We start from the raw sequence: 14949 nt of genomic DNA, 5'->3' as shown, positions 1-14949 counted from the left end.
GCCGTGAAAATTGGCCGCGATCGGGTCATCCTCCAGGCGGCAGAAGAAGGGCAGCACGTCGGCTCCCGACCAGCCCTTGCATCCGATTTCCTCCCAGCGGTCGAATGCATGGAGCACACCGCGAATGGCAATCTGCCCATTGACGGCCGTCGAACCGCCAAGCCCCTTGCCGCGCCAGTAGACCCGGTGTTCCTGCCGCTTCGTGCGACGAGCCATCAGGTCGGGATACATGTATTGTTGCTGAAAATGGTCGGGAAGCAGCAGGTTGAAGGGATTTGGGCTCGCCATCTCGGCAGGTTGCTCGCCGCTCCGGTAGTCCGGCCCCGCTTCCAGCAAAAGCACGTTCGTGGCAGCATCTTCGGTTAGCCGGGCAGCAAGAACAGCTCCGGCTGCGCCGGCTCCGATAACGATGACATCAAAGGGCATGCCGCACTCCCTACATCCGATCAATGCACGGCTGACTCGACCGCGACATCATGTTGATTTCATTTGGGCACGATCATCTGCTGGCATTCAGGCTCAGCGATGTACGCCGGAACCAACCACCTTAGCCGCGCTGCACGACTGCAAGATCATCATGATTTGTTTTATATGTAAATATGATTTCGTATATGAACTCCCATCTACTCCATATGGCGTGCTGCCCCTTCCGAGTCGCGCCCAGGGAACAACTGCTTCCATGGAAAGTTAGTCCATGGCTACACCGCCGGTGAGCTTTCATGACAATCCAAGGGAGACAAATCATGGCGACTGCAAAAAGAGCGACGACAAAAGGACTGGAGGCTTTGTTCCTCGATGGGCTGAAGGACATTTTCTACGCTGAAAAGAAGATACTCAAAGCCTTGCCGAAGATGGCAAAGGGCGCCGAATCCGAGGAGGTGGCCGCGGCCTTTGAGAAACATCGCATGGAAACCGAAGGCCAGGTCGATCGGCTCGAGCAAGTGTTCGAACTTATGGACAAACCGGCCCGCGGCAAGACCTGTCCGGCGATCGACGGCATTCTTGAGGAAGGGTCGGAAATTCTCGACGAATACAAGGGTGACCCGGCGCTGGATGCAGGACTGGTCGGCGCGGCACAGGCCGTCGAGCACTATGAAATCGCGCGCTATGGCACGTTGGTCGCGTGGGCTGAACAGCTTGGCAAGAGCGACGTGGTCAAGCTCCTCAACGAGACATTGAAAGAGGAGGTCGCGACGGACGAAGCGCTTTCCGGGCTGGGCGAAGGCGGTGTCAATGAGCGCGCCCTGCAGCAAGCTGCCTGACTGGGCGTCGTCGCCCCGGCGCCAAGCCGCCGGGCGACTTCGCGACCCGGCCTCGCGCCCTCTTCGTCGGTACCCTTCAGATGCAATCAGACCCACCCCGATACTTCGGGGTGGGTCTGCTGAAATCACACGCGATCAGCGGTTTTTGTGGCTTTGTTCGCCAGCTTTCACATGCTGTTCGTGGGTTCCACCACGCATGCCGGATCCATCGCCCTGCTGCCGTTGACCACCACCAGAGGCCTGCTGTTGCTGACGGTTTTTGTTGTCGGCGTTCTTGTGGCTCTGCTGGCCTGCCTTCACGTGCTGTTCGTGGCTACCACCTTGATTAGGCATTGTTCTTCTCCTTCACAATCGGCGAGGCGACAACCGCCTCGATTGCCTAAGACGAGTCAGGCGCGAACGTTCCCTCACGTAATATTTTGTGAAAACCATCAGACAAAGCCCACGGCGTTCGAAGGCGCCCGAGATGGATGCCGGATTTATTTCTGGCGTTGGCAACGAGTTCATCTTGGCCGTGACCGACGTTGCCGGCGGATCTCATGCCTGTGCCCACCAGGAGGAAAAATGCATGTCATTCCGATCCGAGAGATTTACAACCACTTTGACCTATAGCGACGATGAAAGAGCGCAGGCCGCCGCAGCGCTCTATCAATACAACATCGCACAGACCGGGATCGACGACCGAGCTGATATCGGAGCGGAGCTTCGCGACCAGTCAGGAAAGACCTGGGGCGGGCTTTGGGGCAGGACGGAGCTTGGGCTCCTGTTTCTCGACATGTTCTTCCTGCCTGAGCAGTTGCGTGGCCAATCCTTTGGCTCACAACTTCTCACGACGATCGAGGAAGAAGCCATCCGGCGGGGCTGCAAGAAGGCCGTCGTGGAGACGAGCAGTTTCCAGGCGCCGCTATTCTACATGCAGCACGGGTTCGAGGAATTCGGCAAAGTCGAATTCGGGATCCCTGGACATGCCCGAGTCTTCCTTCGGAAAGATCTGCTGTAAGTCTTGGGACAGGGCGCACGGATGGCCATCGGCTAGTTGTTTCAAACGCCAGATGCTCTGGAACAAATCGACGAGTGCGGAGTTAAACGCGTCGCGACGCGCAGTCTTGCAGCGACGTGTCGAATAGAGTGCATCCCGCTGGAGAGGCATGTGCGTACTGGACATTTCAGAAAGCCGATTATCATTCAACCTGGCCGGATAGACCGCGACAGGGTTGTGGTTTCGGTGTCGGACGCAGCCGAAGTGCTGCTGCGGGACTGGCCAAAGCCGACATCCGAGAGGCGTCTTGCCGCGATCAGAGCGTGCCTTGCCGTCATGCGAGGCGAAAAGCCTACAAGGACCGCACGACAGGCGTTCATCGTTGCGGCCAAGGACGCCAAGATTCTGCTGAGCGAGCAAGTCTGACCGTGGTGGGTCGCCTCGCCGGTGCCTGCAAGTGCGACTCTGCCGAGATTGGTTCGAAAGGGAGAAATCATGATCAAGGTTTCAAGTCCCACGCCTGCCGCGGCCAGAAGCGAAGTTCAGGCAGGAGCAACGCAGGACAAAACGCCGGGGTTCGATCCCGCCATTGCCCCGCTTGAGACAGACGCCGAGGCCGCGGACACGCAAAATTCGGTCGCTGGGACAAGTCCGCCGCGCACTCGCCCAAAATTCGAAAACGATGCCAGCTTTGCCAATGCCATGCGCCCGGTCGAAGGCGAGCCGGAACTGCGGCCCGGCGGCAACTGGCCGGTGTTGGTAATTGCAGCTGTCGTTTTGATAGCAGCCGTGGTTTTCCTGACGGCAGGCATGCTGCGCTGAGAATGATCCCGACGATGCGGCACCACGACCTATTCCTGGAGGTCTGGTGCGCCCTTCATGCCCGAGAGTTCGGTCATTGGGCACAGCAGCCGCGGTCGCGCGGGATCGGAAATGTCGAGCTTGTTCCAAGGGATGCGATATAGACCGCCGCGGCGGCGCAATCGGAAAAGATCCAGCACTGCCACGCCTATGGCCGAGGCCGAGAGGCGCTCGAAAGCGGCGTAGACCCCGACATGGATTTCGGTGACGACGAAATCGTCACCATCCCGTTCGGCGTGGATCTCCTCGATATAGCCGACATTCTTGCCGCGCTGCGAGAGTACGCGTCGCCCAGCCAGATGCTCAAGATTGACGGTGGTCATCATCAAGCTCCCGGAATGCGCCCGATGACATGGTCGCGCAACCAGTCCTGCCAGGCGAAGATCGACGTTTCTCGCACATCGATGTCGAACTCGATATCGATGCCGATATCTTTTACCTTGTGCCAGGCGATCCGATGGGGCTCGCCATGCTGCTTGACCGCGAGCCGCGCCATCCACCGCCCAGGCCGTGCGCCGAGGCGACGTGCCAGGGTGATGGAGCCGAGCTCGATGGCAATGATCCGAGGCGGCTTGCCAGGCCGTAACTCCGCCACCAGCCCGTCGACCTTGCCGATCTTGATCTGCTCGCGGTCGACCACCTGCTTGTCGAGGAGATCACGCAGCAACTTCATCATGTGCCTCCGAATATCTGCAGCGGGATGGTCACCACCGCCAGTACGAAGCCGAGCGCGATGATGAAGATGACGGCGGCATTCGACAAAATGCCATTGCGATGCTCGCCGACATAACGTTTGTCGTTCAGCAGAAACAGAAATGGGACGACCGTCAGCGGCAGGCTGGCTGCCGTCAGCGCCATGGAGAAGATGGTGAGCCTCAGCGGATCGAGACCAAGCGCGATGGGAATAGCCGCCAAAAGCAATGATATCGTGTAGGTGGCGCTGAAACCCGGATCGTCGCGCGGCTTGCGATCCTCGCCCCAATTCCAGCCGAAACCCTGGGCCACAAGATAGGCCTGTTGCAACCCGACCTCTAGTGCGGCGCCGAAGCAGGCAATGGCGAGGGAGGCAACAAACAGCACGAAGCCCCAGAAGCCGAATATAGGTATCAGCATCAACGGCAACTGGTGATAGTCATCCACTTGGGTGACGCCATGCGTGGCGAGCACGAGAGCGGCCACGATCAACACGCCGATCGAGATGGTCCCCCCGAAAGTCATGCCCAACCCCGCTATGGCCCGGTTGGCTCCGAGATAGCTTTTGTCCCACCGGTCCTCGATGGCCCCCGAGGAATAGAACATGAAGAGGTAGGGCGATATCGAGGCGCCGAGAATGCTGACCGCCATGAACCAGTAATTGGCGGCATCGTGGACCGGCAGCGAAGGCACGGCGCCCCTTGCGACTGCCGTCCAATCGGGTCTCAGCATCACCGCTCCGACGACGAAACACAGCGTCACCAGACCGAGAATAGATACGCCCTTCTCGATGAAGCCGAACGTGCCTTTCCAAAGCAGCAGCCACGCCAGCAAAGCCACCGGCAGTGCCCACCACTGGAAGCCTATGCCGGTGGCAAATTCGAGTGCAATGGCGACGCCGCCGATCTCGGCGGACAGCACCAGGAAATTGACCAGCAGGGCGGCAAGCAACGGCCATAGAAAGACGTTGAAGCCGAATCTCTCGCGGATGCCGTCGGAGATCGTGTGATGGCTCACGGCCGCGAACCGGCCGGACATTTCGACAAGGAAGATGATGCAGATGGTGCCGAGCACCACCGCCCAGATCAACTGGAAGCCAAACATCGCGCCTGCCTGCGCCGCTGTCGCCATGGACCCAACTTCGAGGAAGCCGCCGACGCTGGTGACGACGCCGAGGGATATTTCCATGAGCTTCTTCATGGCTTTGGCGCGAAGTATTTGGCGTAGGCGGTAGCGAGCGAACGCGACGCCAGCCGTATATCCTGTTGCGCATCTTGGACTTCCGGCCGGTCGCCCGCCTGCAATCCGGCCTCTGCACGCGCCACCGCGACCGACAAATCGTTGACTGCCTTCGTCAGCGAAGCTTGCTCGGCGGGTTCACTGGTTTCGGCGGACCGGATTTGCTCCCCGGCATCGGCAAGCGTCTTGCCGATCGATTGCAGCGTACCCGCCGTGTATGCGGTCGGCGCCGCCCCTGCCGCCCAGGCGTCCAGCGCCATCAATACAGTCTGCGATGCGGAGGCCGCTGTTCGTGATTGCTGCTCGATCTGATCGGAAGATGAGCATGCCGACAACATCATCAACAGCAAGCACAAGCACTCGAGCCTGAGATAGCGGCGTCTAACGATCAAATCAGGCGTCTCGTGCGCCACCGAATAGTCTCCCCCGACCCAACAAAACCGTGGCCGGCGTAAATCTGATCTAGAGCACTCGTCGGGTCCGTCAACGACCGCGCCCGCCGATCCGGAGCACGCGGCGGCGAGCCAGGTCCCGATCGGTTTCAATTGCCGCATCAGCGTAAGCTGAAGGTCAGGCGGGGCGATCCCCGTTCGGAGCGTCTTGGATTCTGTATTCGTGAATGAGGCCGAGAACCTGAGTTCTGACTGTGTCGCGCGCGTCGGGCTGGATGAAAAACATCAGCCGTTCGACCGCTTCAACGACTGCTTCGGGCAGATCCGAAACCGCATCGGTGAATTCGCTGCCATGCTCGTACATATTGTCCGTCAGTTTCTTGTCGAGGTCGGAAAGGATGCCCATCATCCACACTCCAGATCCGTGCTGTATCGAACTCACTTCGGCACCGTCACCGCGACGTCGCCTCGCCTGTTGCTGCCGGCCGTCGATCACTGCTGCCCCGGCATTTCCGTGTTTTCCCTAGGATTTTTCTGGACGCCGGCAGCCGGGGCGGTATCCGCGGGGGCATTGCCGCCCTGGTTCTGCTCCGGCGCGCGTTTCAGCGGCGAGGTCTGCCAGCCCATATCGACGTAGAAAAAGCCCACGACGAAACCAACAATGATGACCGCCGCTATCACCAGCGAGATTATTGCGTTGCGTCGCTCCATAGGCCTAGCCACCACTTGGCTTGGGAGATGCCGGCTGGGTTGGCTGCGTACCTTGCTGGTCGCCGCCGGTGCTGGTCTGCGGTGTTGGGTTGGTGTCCGTCGTGGGATTCTTGTCGACCGGCTGGCTGTTCGTAGTATCCGTCTTGGACTTGGCTGGATCGGCATTGTCGTTGCACCCCGCCAAGGCGAGCAATGCCGCCGACATCAAAAGCACTGCCCTCATGCTGATTTCTCCTGGCTGAGTCCGGGCGAAGCCGCCTGCCAATGACCTATCCGGTCGAACCGCACCGAGAGCCCTTGTTTGACCGCGCTTCTAGCCAGCAAATGGTCCAGTTCGGCGTCTTCGATCGGGCTTCGTACGACCTGGCGAATGGCCTTGCAGGCAAGTTCCGTCGAGACGAAATCATATCTCCTGCTCCTGGCGACGACATATTGTTCGACCAGCATCTTTACGCGCCTGAGCGCGATTTCTTCGGCGTATTGCATTCTGTTCCTCCTGCGCGCCGAACTGCCAAACGGGTACATTGTTCCCACCAGAACTTAAAAACATGGCAGCCGAACTCACGGGAAAGCCCGCGCTTCCCGAGCAGGGACGCGCGGGCTGGATCAGGCTGAGGGGGACCCGATCGTGCAGCATCAAACAAGGGGAGCAACGACGCTGCACGGATGTCGAACTCGCGTAGACCTAAGTAGACCTAAGTTGTTCCACCTCTCCACGCGCCGCTGTTCATGGCTTGGATGAACTCAAGGACAAATCGTTGTCACGGCCCGCATACAGCCGCGCATCATCCCGCACGGAACAATCAGCCCCGACAGTGGTTCGGCCGAAGCGAAGTTCGGAGGACGTGATGACGAATGAAAAGTTGGCCGTGGTGACGGGCGCCTCAAGCGGCATCGGCAAGGAACTCGCCAAACTGTGCGCCAAGGACGGCTACCACCTGATCATAGCCGCCGACGAGCCCGCGATCCAGCAGGCTGCCGCGGCGCTCGGTTCGCATGATGTGACCGTCGAAGCCATCGAGGCCGATCTGGCGACCGAGGAGGGTGTCGATCGTTTGATCGCCGGGATCGGCGATCGCGATGTCGACCTGTTGTTCCTGAACGCCGGACGTGGACTCGGCCGTGGTTTCGTCGATCAGGATTGGAAAAAAATCCGCCGCATCATCGACACCAACATCACCGGGACCGTCTATCTCGCGCATCAACTCGGAGCCAGGATGGCACGCCGCGGCCGAGGCCGCATCCTCTTCACAGGATCGATCGCTGGTTTCATGCCCGGCACTTTCCAGGCGGTCTACAACGGCACCAAGGCATTCATCGATTCCTTCTCGATCGCACTGCGTCATGAGTTGCAGGACACAGGGGTCACAGTCACCGTGCTGATGCCCGGGGCAACGCAGACGCGGTTCTTCGAACGCGCCGAAATGATGGATACCAAGGTCGGCACCGATGAGAAGGACAATCCCGCCGATGTCGCCAAAGCAGGCTACGAGGCGATGATGGACGGTGAGGAACAAATCATCAGCGGTTGGAAGAACAAGCTGCAGGTCGCCGCAGCGCATGTGACGCCGGCAGGCACGCTGGCCGAACAGCATCGCAAGATGGCCGAGCCGGGTTCAGCGTCCAAAGACTGACCTTCGGCCTTCAAGCAAACCAAAAAATCTCCAAGCAGGAGCACCATCATGAAAGCGCTCACATGGCACGGCAAAGGCGACATTCGATGCGACCAGGTGGCTGATCCGGCCATCGAGGATGATCGCGACGTCATCATCAAAGTCACCTGTTGCGCCATATGCGGCTCGGACTTGCATCTGATGAACGGATATATGCCGACGATGAAATCGGGCGATGTGCTCGGACACGAGACGATGGGCGAGGTCGTGGAAGTCGGCAGCGGCCATTCGAAGTTCAGAAAGGGCGACCGCATCGTGGTGCCTTTCAACATCTCATGCGGCGAGTGCTGGTTTTGCCAGAAGGGGCTGTTCTCGCTTTGCGACAGGTCCAATCCCAATGCCAAACAGGCTGCCGAAGTGATGGGACAATCCCCGGCTGGCCTGTTCGGCTATTCGCATCTGGTGGGCGGCTATTGGGGAGGGCAAGCCGAATATCTGCGCGTTCCTTTCGCCGACGTCGGTCCGATAAAGGTGCCCGAGGGAATGGACGACGAACAGGTGCTGTTCCTCTCCGACATCTTTCCAACCGGCTATATGGCAGCTGAAAACGCCGGCATCGAGCCAGGCGAAACCGTCGCCATCTGGGGTTGCGGTCCGGTTGGTCAGTTCGCCATCCAGAGCGCATGGATGCTCGGCGCCGGCCGCGTCATTGCCATAGACAAGGTGCCGGAGCGGCTGGCGATGGCTCGCGAGCACGGCAAGGCCGAGACGCTCGACTTCAGCAATTCCGATATCTACGACGCTTTGATGGCGATGACCGATGGCCGCGGTCCGGATCGCTGCATAGACTGTGTCGGGACCGAGTCGGATCCCGCCGCCAGTGCCGACTCCATGCTCGACAAGGTCAAGGCTGCCGTCTATCTCGGCACCGATAGGCCGCATGTATTGCGCGAAGCAATCTACTCCTGCCGCAAAGGCGGCACCATCTCGGTGCCCGGCGTCTATATCGGCCTCGTCGATCATATTCCGTTCGGCGCCGCCATGAACAAAGGACTGACCTTCCGGATGGGTCAGACGCACACGCAACGCTATCTCGAACCGCTCCTCGCCATGGTGCAGAAGGGCGACATTGATCCCTCCTTCGTGATCACGCACCGGGCAGACCTCGAAGCGGGACCGGACCTCTACAAGACGTTCCGTGACAAGCAGGATGGCTGCATCAAGGTGGTAATGCGACCGCATGGCTGAGACGTCGGGTTCTCGCACCAGGTCTGCCCTGAGCAAGTTCGCTGCCGTGAACCGCAACGGACCCGTTGGCGATCTGGAACCTTCGATCGCGGCAGCGGTTGACCTGCAGAATTCACGGCGGCGAGACCGCCGTGCCCCACCGGCTGCAAAGGAAGGTGTTGCATGACCAATGAGAATTCCACATCCAAACCTAGCGTCCGGTCTCCGAACGCCGATAGTCTGCCGCACCCAAAGCGGGATGCCAATGGCACCGATGCCGGTGGCAAGCCGGAGACGCCGAAAACCGCAGGCACATCCCGGCCGTCGACCGCGCCGCTGGACAATCCGGTTGCCAATCGCAACGCCGGGCGGCCGCGTCAGGCGAGCACCACGCCTCGGCCGACGGACAAGCCCCTGGACTGATCGAAACCGGCCTCTTGAAATCACAGCGAGTGTTTGTCGGGACGAAGCGATGCCAGGTCGGCCAGGGTGTTGAGAAGTGCAGCGTCGCCTGCCGGCTTCGGCACGAATTTGCAGTTTCGGAAGGGTGTGGGAACGTCGCGCGGCCCAAATCCGGTCATGAAGGCGAAGGGGATGCCGCGAGCCAGCAATGTTTCGGCCACGGGCAGACTTGTTTCGCCGTTCAATTGAATGTCCAGCAGCGCCACGTCGGCTTTGCCTGCATCGATAAGCTGACGAGCCGCGGCGGCCGACGAGACCGGGCCGATCACCGGATAACCCGCCGCACGCAGGCGTGACGCGATGTCTTCGGCGATCAGCCATTCGTCCTCGACCACCAGAACGCGCGGCTTGTCGTCGCTCACGGCGCCTCCTTGTGGTTTGCCGGAAACGCGATCTGGACGCTGAGGCCGTCCTTGTGGAACGCGGTTTCGACGTGGCCGCCGAGCCTGTAACCGATTTCTCCCTGCAATAGGGTCAGGCCAAAGCCGTTGTCCAACGGCGCCTTTACAAGAGGGCCGTCCTTTTCTCGCCAGCCAAATGTGAAACTGTCGTCCTCGATCGACCATTGCACACTGACCTTGCCATCGGTTTTTGACAAAGCGCCGTATTTGGCCGCGTTGGTGGCCAGTTCATGAATGGCCATACTCAGGGAAAGCCCCTGTTGCGGACCTAGTTTGACATCCTCGCCATCGAGTTCGATCCGCTCGATGCCGAATGGTTCGAGCTCCTGCTGGAGCAATTCCCTGACCGAGGCTTCCTTCCATCTCTCCCGGGTCAGCAGGCCGTAGGCCCGCGACATGGCATGCAGGCGACCGATCAGCGCGTCCGCGAACTCCTCCTTCGTATCAGAACTTTCCCGCGTGCGGCTTGCAATGCTGGCGATCACCGCAAGCATGTTCTTGACCCGGTGGTTGAGTTCCGAGATGAGCACCTGCTGATGCTCTTCCGCCTGTGCCAGCGTGGTGACATCGACAAGTGTCACCACCACGCCCTGGATCCTGTTGCCCTTGTCGCGATAGGGATTGATGCGGACCATGTGGAACAGGCCCCTGGCATCGCGTGCCAGATGGTGATTCAGGATCTCGCCCGTCTCGAACACCTTGTCGATGTGCTGCTTCAACTCGGGATAGTCGAGTTGGCTCGACAGATCCGTCAGCGGCCGGCCGACATCGGAGGGGCGCAGGCTGAAGAAAGATGACGCCGCCGGCGTGAAAGTGCGGACCACAAGGCTGCGGTCGAGGAAAATAGTCGCGATGTCGGTGCTTTCGAACAGGTTGCGCAGATCGCCGTTGGCGTGGTCGAGCTCTTCTATCTTGGCCGTCAACTCGGCATTGATCGTGTTGAGCTCCTCGTTGAGCGACTGCATCTCTTCCTTCGAGGCTTCGAGTTCCTCGTTGGTGGATTGCGCCTCCTCATTGACGGAGACGAGTTCCTCGTTCGACGATTTCACCTCCTCCAGCGCGGTCTCGTACTCCTCGATCGTCGATTGCAGGCGCTCTCTGGTATCGCGCAGTTCCCGCTCGAGATCGGCGGTGCTGTCACTGTCACGACTGCCGCCATCTTCGTTGGACCGGGCCTGGGTCGGCCCCGACGGCTCGAAAAGGACAAGGTAGAGCGGCTCGCCATTGCCGCGTTCGGCGAGCGGCTCGATCGTCAGCCTGATCGGCTGGACCCGCTCGTCGTCTTCCTCCACGGTGAGGTTTTCCCGCACCACTGTGCGGCGCGTGGTCGTCGCTTCGCGCAGTGCGGCGCGGAGGTCCAGCCGCAACCCACGCCTTGCCATCGTCAGCAACTGCCGGCTGGGAATCCCTTGTGGCGCTTCGAGATATCTGCCGGTCCTGGCCGAATAATAGACGACATCGCCCTCGGCGTTGACCAGGACATGCGGCGGCGCGAACCGTTCCAGCACCTGCGCCTCGACCGCCTGCCGCAGGGGATAGCCGACAAGTCCCTTCTTCGAGCCGGCACTTTCGGATGGGAAGACGCTGGAATGGCTTTCTCCGATCAGGGCCGGCAGTCTGATGTGCGGTGAGGCATGCTCCCGCGCCTGGAAGATGCGATGCTTCTTGTCGACGGTGGCGAACAGATCGTCGTGCTGCCCGACGCTTTCGGAGGTGCCGAGGAAAAGGTATCCGCCGGGCTTCAGCGCATAATGGAAGACAGGGATGACGCGATTTTGGATGGTCGGGCCGAAATAGATCAGCAGATTGCGGCAGGAGACCAGATCCATGCGCGAGAAGGGTGGATCGCGAATGACGCTGTGCGGCGAGAAGATGCACAGTTCGCGCACCTCATTGCTGAGGACATAGCTCTCGCCATCACCGTTGAAAAACCGCTGCTTGCGTTCAGGAGAAAGACCTTGCAGCAAGGCTTCCGGATAGCGTGCCGCCCGCGCCACCGCCAGCGCCGGCTCGTCTATGTCGGTGGCGAATATCTGGACGCGCGGAACGACCGTAAGCGTCTCCATGTGTTCGCGCAGCAGGATGCCGATGGAGAACACCTCCTCGCCCGTGGCGCATCCCGGAACCCAGACCCTGACGGTGTCGCTGGCGGTCTTGCCCTCGAACAGCTGCGGTATGATCTTTCGCCCGAGCAACTCGAAGGCATCGGGGTCGCGAAAGAAGTTGGTGACGTTGATCAGCAGATCGCGAAAAAGGTTCATCACCTCGCGAGCATCCTTCTTCAGCCAGTCTATATAGCCGCTGATGGAATGGACCTGGGCGATCTGCATGCGTCGCTTCACGCGGCGCAGGAACGTCTTGGTCTTATAGCCCGAGAAGTCATGGCCGGAGTGGCTGCGCAGAATGGCGTAGATTTGTTCTCGCACCTTGTCGATGTCGGGCGTTTCATCGCCATCGTCTTCCGCCAACCCGTCCAGCGTGTCGAAGCCGCGGGCGAAAGCCTCCAGCTTCGCCCCGATCTCCTCGGCAGTCACTGCGACATCGACGAGCCCACTGGCAATAGCGCTCTGCGGCATGTCGGGATTGCGCGGCCCGTAGCCGTCCGGCGCTTGCGCGACGATAAACCCGCCCCGCTCCTTGATGGCCTTGGCGCCCAGGGTTCCATCGGAATCACCGCCCGACAGGATAACGCCGACGGCATATTCGCCCTGGTCTTCACCCAGTGCGCTGAAGAAGATATCGATGGGCTTGCGCTCCTGGGTAAGCCCATTGGGCCGACGCAGGTGCAGCACCCCCGATTCAATGGCCAATGTCACGTTTTGCGGCATCACATAGACGTGGTCAGGTTGAACCACCGTGCCATCCTCGACCACCGAAACAGGCATCTCGGTGTAGCGGCTGACAACCTCATGCAACAGACTCTCCCTGTTGGGGCTGAGATGCGTGATGATGACGAACGCCATGCCGGGCTGGCCGGTCACGCCCTTGAAAAGGCCCTCCATCGCGGGAATGCCGCCCGCGGACGCGCCTATGCCCACGATGGGAAATCTAGTCGATCGGGCAGTCACGGCATGTCCCCCTTTCGCCGACCCGACATGAAGTCTCCTCAAGGCCGGATCGAACAGGACACAACCATATAGCGCGCAAGACGGATGGAACAAGACGTCAGAGATGACGTTGAACCCGATATCAATGGTGGTTCAATGGCAAAACGATCTGCTGACATAAAACTCCCGACGCCGGTGGTATCAGGAGCGCCTGGATCGCTCGAAGCTTCCCATGCGGGGCCCGTCCCGGATCGCATGCTGACGCTTGCGAAACGGTTGCAGGCGGCCTTGGATGACAGAATTCGGAAAGCAAATCCGCTGCATTCTAACCTCCGTTCCAAGAAAGGATGACGACGTGCGCGACCTGCGGGGGCTGCATATTCTGATAGTCGAAGACGAATGGACGATGGCGGGAGATCTTGCGCGGTTTTTCAGCAATATGGGCGCCATAATCCTTGGTCCCGCTGCAACTGTCGAACAGGCTTCCAAACACACCGGGACGGCCGAAGCTGCAATTCTCGACGTCAATCTCAATGGCCGACGCGTGTTTCCAATCGCCGATGAGTTGATGCGCCGGGGTGTCCCCTTCGTGTTCTTCAGTGGCGATGACGACATCGCCATTCCCGATCATCTCCGCTACGCCAGCAATTTGCGGAAATCCTCGGGCAGCCAGGCCGTGTTCAACGCACTCTTTCCCCCGCAGGCATCGGGACGGGCGACCTCCGTACCGGACCCGTCCGACGACGTCTTCGCGCTTTTGCCCAAACTGCGACTTGCGGCGCGCCTTTTGCTGGGAGACGTCGACGCATCGGATCGGCTCGTCGAGAGGACGCTCGAGCAAGCGATCCGGGATGTCGACCGCAGACAGCTTGGTCAATCCACTGAAAACTGGCTCAACGGCATCATGCGAGAGATGGCGAAAACCCGCGGCGCAAAACTGATGCATTAGTTTTACCTCCAAGGCCTCTCAGGCTGAAGTGCCAAGCCGCGGGGCCGTCATTGTTCACCACATCTCGAAAACTTGGCCGTACAGATCGGCCGCTTGGCCTGCGTCATCAGCCCTTCTGATTGCGCTCGACGAATTTGTTGAAACGGCTGGCTTTCCCCTCACCGGTCTTGGCCTGATACAGAAAGGCCAGATCATTCTCGTCGAATATCCGGAAGAACTCGTCCCATTCGATGGGCTCGAATGCTTCCTCGGGCTCGCCGAAGTCGATCCGCAGGATACCGCCCTCGCCTTTGGTGCGCACCACCGCCGGCCGGCCGTCCCGCTCCTCGGCCCATTTGCGAATTTCGTCATGGTTCGTGGTCGTTTGCGACTGAGACATTGAAATCTCCTTTGATCATCGGCGGACACGCGGGCTGTCGGGCGTCCTAACAGCACAAGGGCGTCAATGTTCCAGCACCGCGCCGTGATCGCGATGCCGGCTCCCAACGAAGTCCGCCAAAGGAACTTTGTTGAAGCAAGGGAACAAACCTTTTGCCGAAAAGTTCGGGGCGCCGAGGTTACTTGTCTGAGGAGTCGTCGTGAAACGCATATTGGTTACAGGAGGCTGCGGCTTCATCGGCCGGCATGTCGCACAGGAACTCGTCGAGCAGGATTATTCGGTTCGCATCCTCGATGCGCTGCTGGAGCAGGTGCATGCGGGCGAAGCCGTCGCGCTTCCCGCCGGGACCGAGCTGATCAAGGGCGATGTCCGAGACCGGGAGGCGGTCGCCAATGCGCTGGATGGCGTTGACGCGGTCATTCATCTGGCGGCGGAAGTCGGCGTCGGGCAATCGATGTATGAGATCGCGCGCTATGTCGGCGCCAACGATCTCGGCACCGCAACGCTACTTGAAGCATTGATCAAGCACCCGGTCGAACGGATCGTCGTCGCCTCGTCGATGAGCGTCTATGGCGAAGGGCTCTATGCAACGCCAGACGGCCGGCGTATCGACAATGCTCGGCGCAAGGCGAGCGACATCAGGAGCGGGCAATGGAACCCGCTGTCGCCAGGTGGAGACGCCCTCTCGCCGCTGCCGACGGACGAAGAAAAGCCGGTCGATCTCGCCTCCATCT

At 60.2% G+C, this 14949-nt stretch carries 22 protein-coding genes; 9 read left to right on the top strand and 13 right to left on the bottom strand.

Annotation, left to right across the window (positions count from 1 at the left end; all coding sequences use genetic code 11):
- Positions 1–426, bottom strand: a 426-nt coding sequence (locus EN984_RS04670; RefSeq protein WP_127383648.1) for a GMC family oxidoreductase N-terminal domain-containing protein, incomplete at its 3' end; no start/stop codon positions are given.
- 317 nt (positions 427–743) lie between these two features.
- Between EN984_RS04670 and EN984_RS04665 the strand changes: the two genes are divergently transcribed.
- Complete coding sequence (locus EN984_RS04665; RefSeq protein ID WP_127383647.1) at positions 744–1262, top strand: ferritin-like domain-containing protein; 519 nt, start codon at positions 744–746, stop codon at positions 1260–1262.
- A gap of 135 nt (positions 1263–1397) precedes the next feature.
- Here the strand turns inward: EN984_RS04665 and EN984_RS04660 are convergent, their stop codons facing one another.
- On the bottom strand, positions 1398–1595 hold the full coding sequence (locus EN984_RS04660; RefSeq protein ID WP_127268256.1) for a hypothetical protein: 198 nt from the start codon (positions 1593–1595) through the stop codon (positions 1398–1400).
- A 133-nt stretch (positions 1596–1728) separates the two neighbouring features.
- Between EN984_RS04660 and EN984_RS04655 the strand changes: the two genes are divergently transcribed.
- From EN984_RS04655 to EN984_RS04645, 3 genes are all read left to right on the top strand, one after another.
- Positions 1729–2262, top strand: coding sequence for a GNAT family N-acetyltransferase (locus EN984_RS04655; protein WP_236382701.1), 534 nt, complete (start codon positions 1729–1731; stop codon positions 2260–2262).
- Positions 2263–2412: 150 nt separating this feature from the next.
- Entirely contained in the window at positions 2413–2667 is a 255-nt protein-coding gene (locus EN984_RS04650) for a DUF982 domain-containing protein (protein ID WP_127268255.1), read from the top strand.
- Positions 2668–2736: 69 nt separating this feature from the next.
- Positions 2737–3063, top strand: a complete 327-nt coding sequence (locus tag EN984_RS04645; protein ID WP_127268254.1) for a hypothetical protein — start codon at positions 2737–2739, stop codon at positions 3061–3063.
- Positions 3064–3092: 29 nt separating this feature from the next.
- Here EN984_RS04645 and EN984_RS04640 read toward each other — a convergent pair whose 3' ends face one another.
- The 8 genes from EN984_RS04640 to EN984_RS04605 all read right to left on the bottom strand — a co-directional run bounded on the left by EN984_RS04640 (position 3093) and on the right by EN984_RS04605 (position 6623).
- Positions 3093–3425, bottom strand: a complete 333-nt coding sequence (locus tag EN984_RS04640; protein WP_127268253.1) for a hypothetical protein — start codon at positions 3423–3425, stop codon at positions 3093–3095.
- A gap of 2 nt (positions 3426–3427) precedes the next feature.
- Positions 3428–3775, bottom strand: coding sequence for a hypothetical protein (locus EN984_RS04635; RefSeq protein WP_127268252.1), 348 nt, complete (start codon positions 3773–3775; stop codon positions 3428–3430).
- Positions 3775–4995, bottom strand: coding sequence for a divalent metal cation transporter (locus tag EN984_RS04630; RefSeq protein ID WP_127268251.1), 1221 nt, complete (start codon positions 4993–4995; stop codon positions 3775–3777). Before EN984_RS04630 ends, EN984_RS04635 begins: the two co-directional genes overlap by 1 nt.
- On the bottom strand, positions 4992–5447 hold the full coding sequence (locus tag EN984_RS04625; RefSeq protein WP_127268250.1) for a hypothetical protein: 456 nt from the start codon (positions 5445–5447) through the stop codon (positions 4992–4994). The genes EN984_RS04630 and EN984_RS04625 overlap by 4 nt, the downstream gene beginning before the upstream one ends.
- A gap of 157 nt (positions 5448–5604) precedes the next feature.
- Positions 5605–5832: a hypothetical protein gene (locus EN984_RS04620; RefSeq protein ID WP_023809461.1), complete on the bottom strand. Its 228-nt coding sequence runs from the start codon at positions 5830–5832 to the stop codon at positions 5605–5607.
- Positions 5833–5918: 86 nt separating this feature from the next.
- Complete coding sequence (locus EN984_RS04615) at positions 5919–6137, bottom strand: hypothetical protein (RefSeq protein ID WP_013533184.1); 219 nt, start codon at positions 6135–6137, stop codon at positions 5919–5921.
- Between the two features lie 4 nt (positions 6138–6141).
- Entirely contained in the window at positions 6142–6360 is a 219-nt protein-coding gene (locus tag EN984_RS04610; protein WP_127255009.1) for a hypothetical protein, read from the bottom strand.
- Positions 6357–6623, bottom strand: a complete 267-nt coding sequence (locus EN984_RS04605) for a hypothetical protein (RefSeq protein ID WP_027036323.1) — start codon at positions 6621–6623, stop codon at positions 6357–6359. The genes EN984_RS04610 and EN984_RS04605 overlap by 4 nt, the downstream gene beginning before the upstream one ends.
- Before the next feature lie 362 nt (positions 6624–6985).
- Between EN984_RS04605 and EN984_RS04600 the strand changes: the two genes are divergently transcribed.
- From EN984_RS04600 to EN984_RS04590, 3 genes are all read left to right on the top strand, one after another.
- Entirely contained in the window at positions 6986–7771 is a 786-nt protein-coding gene (locus EN984_RS04600) for an SDR family NAD(P)-dependent oxidoreductase (RefSeq protein WP_127268249.1), read from the top strand.
- Between the two features lie 48 nt (positions 7772–7819).
- Positions 7820–8998, top strand: coding sequence for a zinc-dependent alcohol dehydrogenase (locus EN984_RS04595; protein WP_127272252.1), 1179 nt, complete (start codon positions 7820–7822; stop codon positions 8996–8998).
- Positions 8999–9160: 162 nt separating this feature from the next.
- A complete protein-coding gene (locus EN984_RS04590; RefSeq protein WP_127272253.1) occupies positions 9161–9400 on the top strand; it encodes a hypothetical protein in 240 nt (79 codons plus the stop codon).
- Between the two features lie 20 nt (positions 9401–9420).
- Here the strand turns inward: EN984_RS04590 and EN984_RS04585 are convergent, their stop codons facing one another.
- Together EN984_RS04585 and EN984_RS04580 are read right to left on the bottom strand one after the other, a co-directional pair.
- On the bottom strand, positions 9421–9801 hold the full coding sequence (locus EN984_RS04585; protein ID WP_127272254.1) for a response regulator: 381 nt from the start codon (positions 9799–9801) through the stop codon (positions 9421–9423).
- Positions 9798–12908 (bottom strand): CheR family methyltransferase, encoded by a 3111-nt coding sequence (locus EN984_RS04580; RefSeq protein WP_127269401.1) that lies wholly within the window; start codon positions 12906–12908, stop codon positions 9798–9800. Before EN984_RS04580 ends, EN984_RS04585 begins: the two co-directional genes overlap by 4 nt.
- A 271-nt stretch (positions 12909–13179) precedes the next feature.
- On the opposite strand from EN984_RS04580, the gene EN984_RS04575 reads away from it, so the two are divergent.
- Complete coding sequence (locus EN984_RS04575; RefSeq protein WP_127269400.1) at positions 13180–13836, top strand: response regulator; 657 nt, start codon at positions 13180–13182, stop codon at positions 13834–13836.
- Between the two features lie 106 nt (positions 13837–13942).
- Here the strand turns inward: EN984_RS04575 and EN984_RS04570 are convergent, their stop codons facing one another.
- Complete coding sequence (locus EN984_RS04570; RefSeq protein WP_023809470.1) at positions 13943–14215, bottom strand: hypothetical protein; 273 nt, start codon at positions 14213–14215, stop codon at positions 13943–13945.
- 199 nt (positions 14216–14414) lie between these two features.
- Between EN984_RS04570 and EN984_RS04565 the strand changes: the two genes are divergently transcribed.
- On the top strand, positions 14415–14949 hold a 535-nt coding region (locus EN984_RS04565; protein WP_164765378.1), incomplete at its 3' end, for an NAD(P)-dependent oxidoreductase.

The organism is Mesorhizobium sp. M7A.F.Ca.CA.004.12.1.1, assembly GCF_003997835.1.
In the GTDB taxonomy this organism is placed as follows: domain Bacteria; phylum Pseudomonadota; class Alphaproteobacteria; order Rhizobiales; family Rhizobiaceae; genus Mesorhizobium.
This window is presented reverse-complemented; position numbering and strand designations above follow the sequence as displayed.

Excerpts from the sequence above, each read along its gene's own strand:
- EN984_RS04665 (WP_127383647.1), top strand. The coding sequence starts at position 744 with ATGGCGACTGCAAAAAGAGCGACGACAAAAGGACTGGAGGCTTTGTTC.
- EN984_RS04660 (WP_127268256.1), bottom strand. The coding sequence starts at position 1,595 with ATGCCTAATCAAGGTGGTAGCCACGAACAGCACGTGAAGGCAGGCCAG.
- EN984_RS04655 (WP_236382701.1), top strand. The coding sequence starts at position 1,729 with ATGGATGCCGGATTTATTTCTGGCGTTGGCAACGAGTTCATCTTGGCC.
- EN984_RS04645 (WP_127268254.1), top strand. The coding sequence starts at position 2,737 with ATGATCAAGGTTTCAAGTCCCACGCCTGCCGCGGCCAGAAGCGAAGTT.
- EN984_RS04640 (WP_127268253.1), bottom strand. The coding sequence starts at position 3,425 with ATGACCACCGTCAATCTTGAGCATCTGGCTGGGCGACGCGTACTCTCG.
- EN984_RS04635 (WP_127268252.1), bottom strand. The coding sequence starts at position 3,775 with ATGAAGTTGCTGCGTGATCTCCTCGACAAGCAGGTGGTCGACCGCGAG.
- EN984_RS04630 (WP_127268251.1), bottom strand. The coding sequence starts at position 4,995 with ATGAAGAAGCTCATGGAAATATCCCTCGGCGTCGTCACCAGCGTCGGC.
- EN984_RS04620 (WP_023809461.1), bottom strand. The coding sequence starts at position 5,832 with ATGGGCATCCTTTCCGACCTCGACAAGAAACTGACGGACAATATGTAC.
- EN984_RS04615 (WP_013533184.1), bottom strand. The coding sequence starts at position 6,137 with ATGGAGCGACGCAACGCAATAATCTCGCTGGTGATAGCGGCGGTCATC.
- EN984_RS04610 (WP_127255009.1), bottom strand. The coding sequence starts at position 6,360 with ATGAGGGCAGTGCTTTTGATGTCGGCGGCATTGCTCGCCTTGGCGGGG.
- EN984_RS04605 (WP_027036323.1), bottom strand. The coding sequence starts at position 6,623 with ATGCAATACGCCGAAGAAATCGCGCTCAGGCGCGTAAAGATGCTGGTC.
- EN984_RS04600 (WP_127268249.1), top strand. The coding sequence starts at position 6,986 with ATGACGAATGAAAAGTTGGCCGTGGTGACGGGCGCCTCAAGCGGCATC.
- EN984_RS04595 (WP_127272252.1), top strand. The coding sequence starts at position 7,820 with ATGAAAGCGCTCACATGGCACGGCAAAGGCGACATTCGATGCGACCAG.
- EN984_RS04590 (WP_127272253.1), top strand. The coding sequence starts at position 9,161 with ATGACCAATGAGAATTCCACATCCAAACCTAGCGTCCGGTCTCCGAAC.
- EN984_RS04575 (WP_127269400.1), top strand. The coding sequence starts at position 13,180 with ATGACAGAATTCGGAAAGCAAATCCGCTGCATTCTAACCTCCGTTCCA.
- EN984_RS04570 (WP_023809470.1), bottom strand. The coding sequence starts at position 14,215 with ATGTCTCAGTCGCAAACGACCACGAACCATGACGAAATTCGCAAATGG.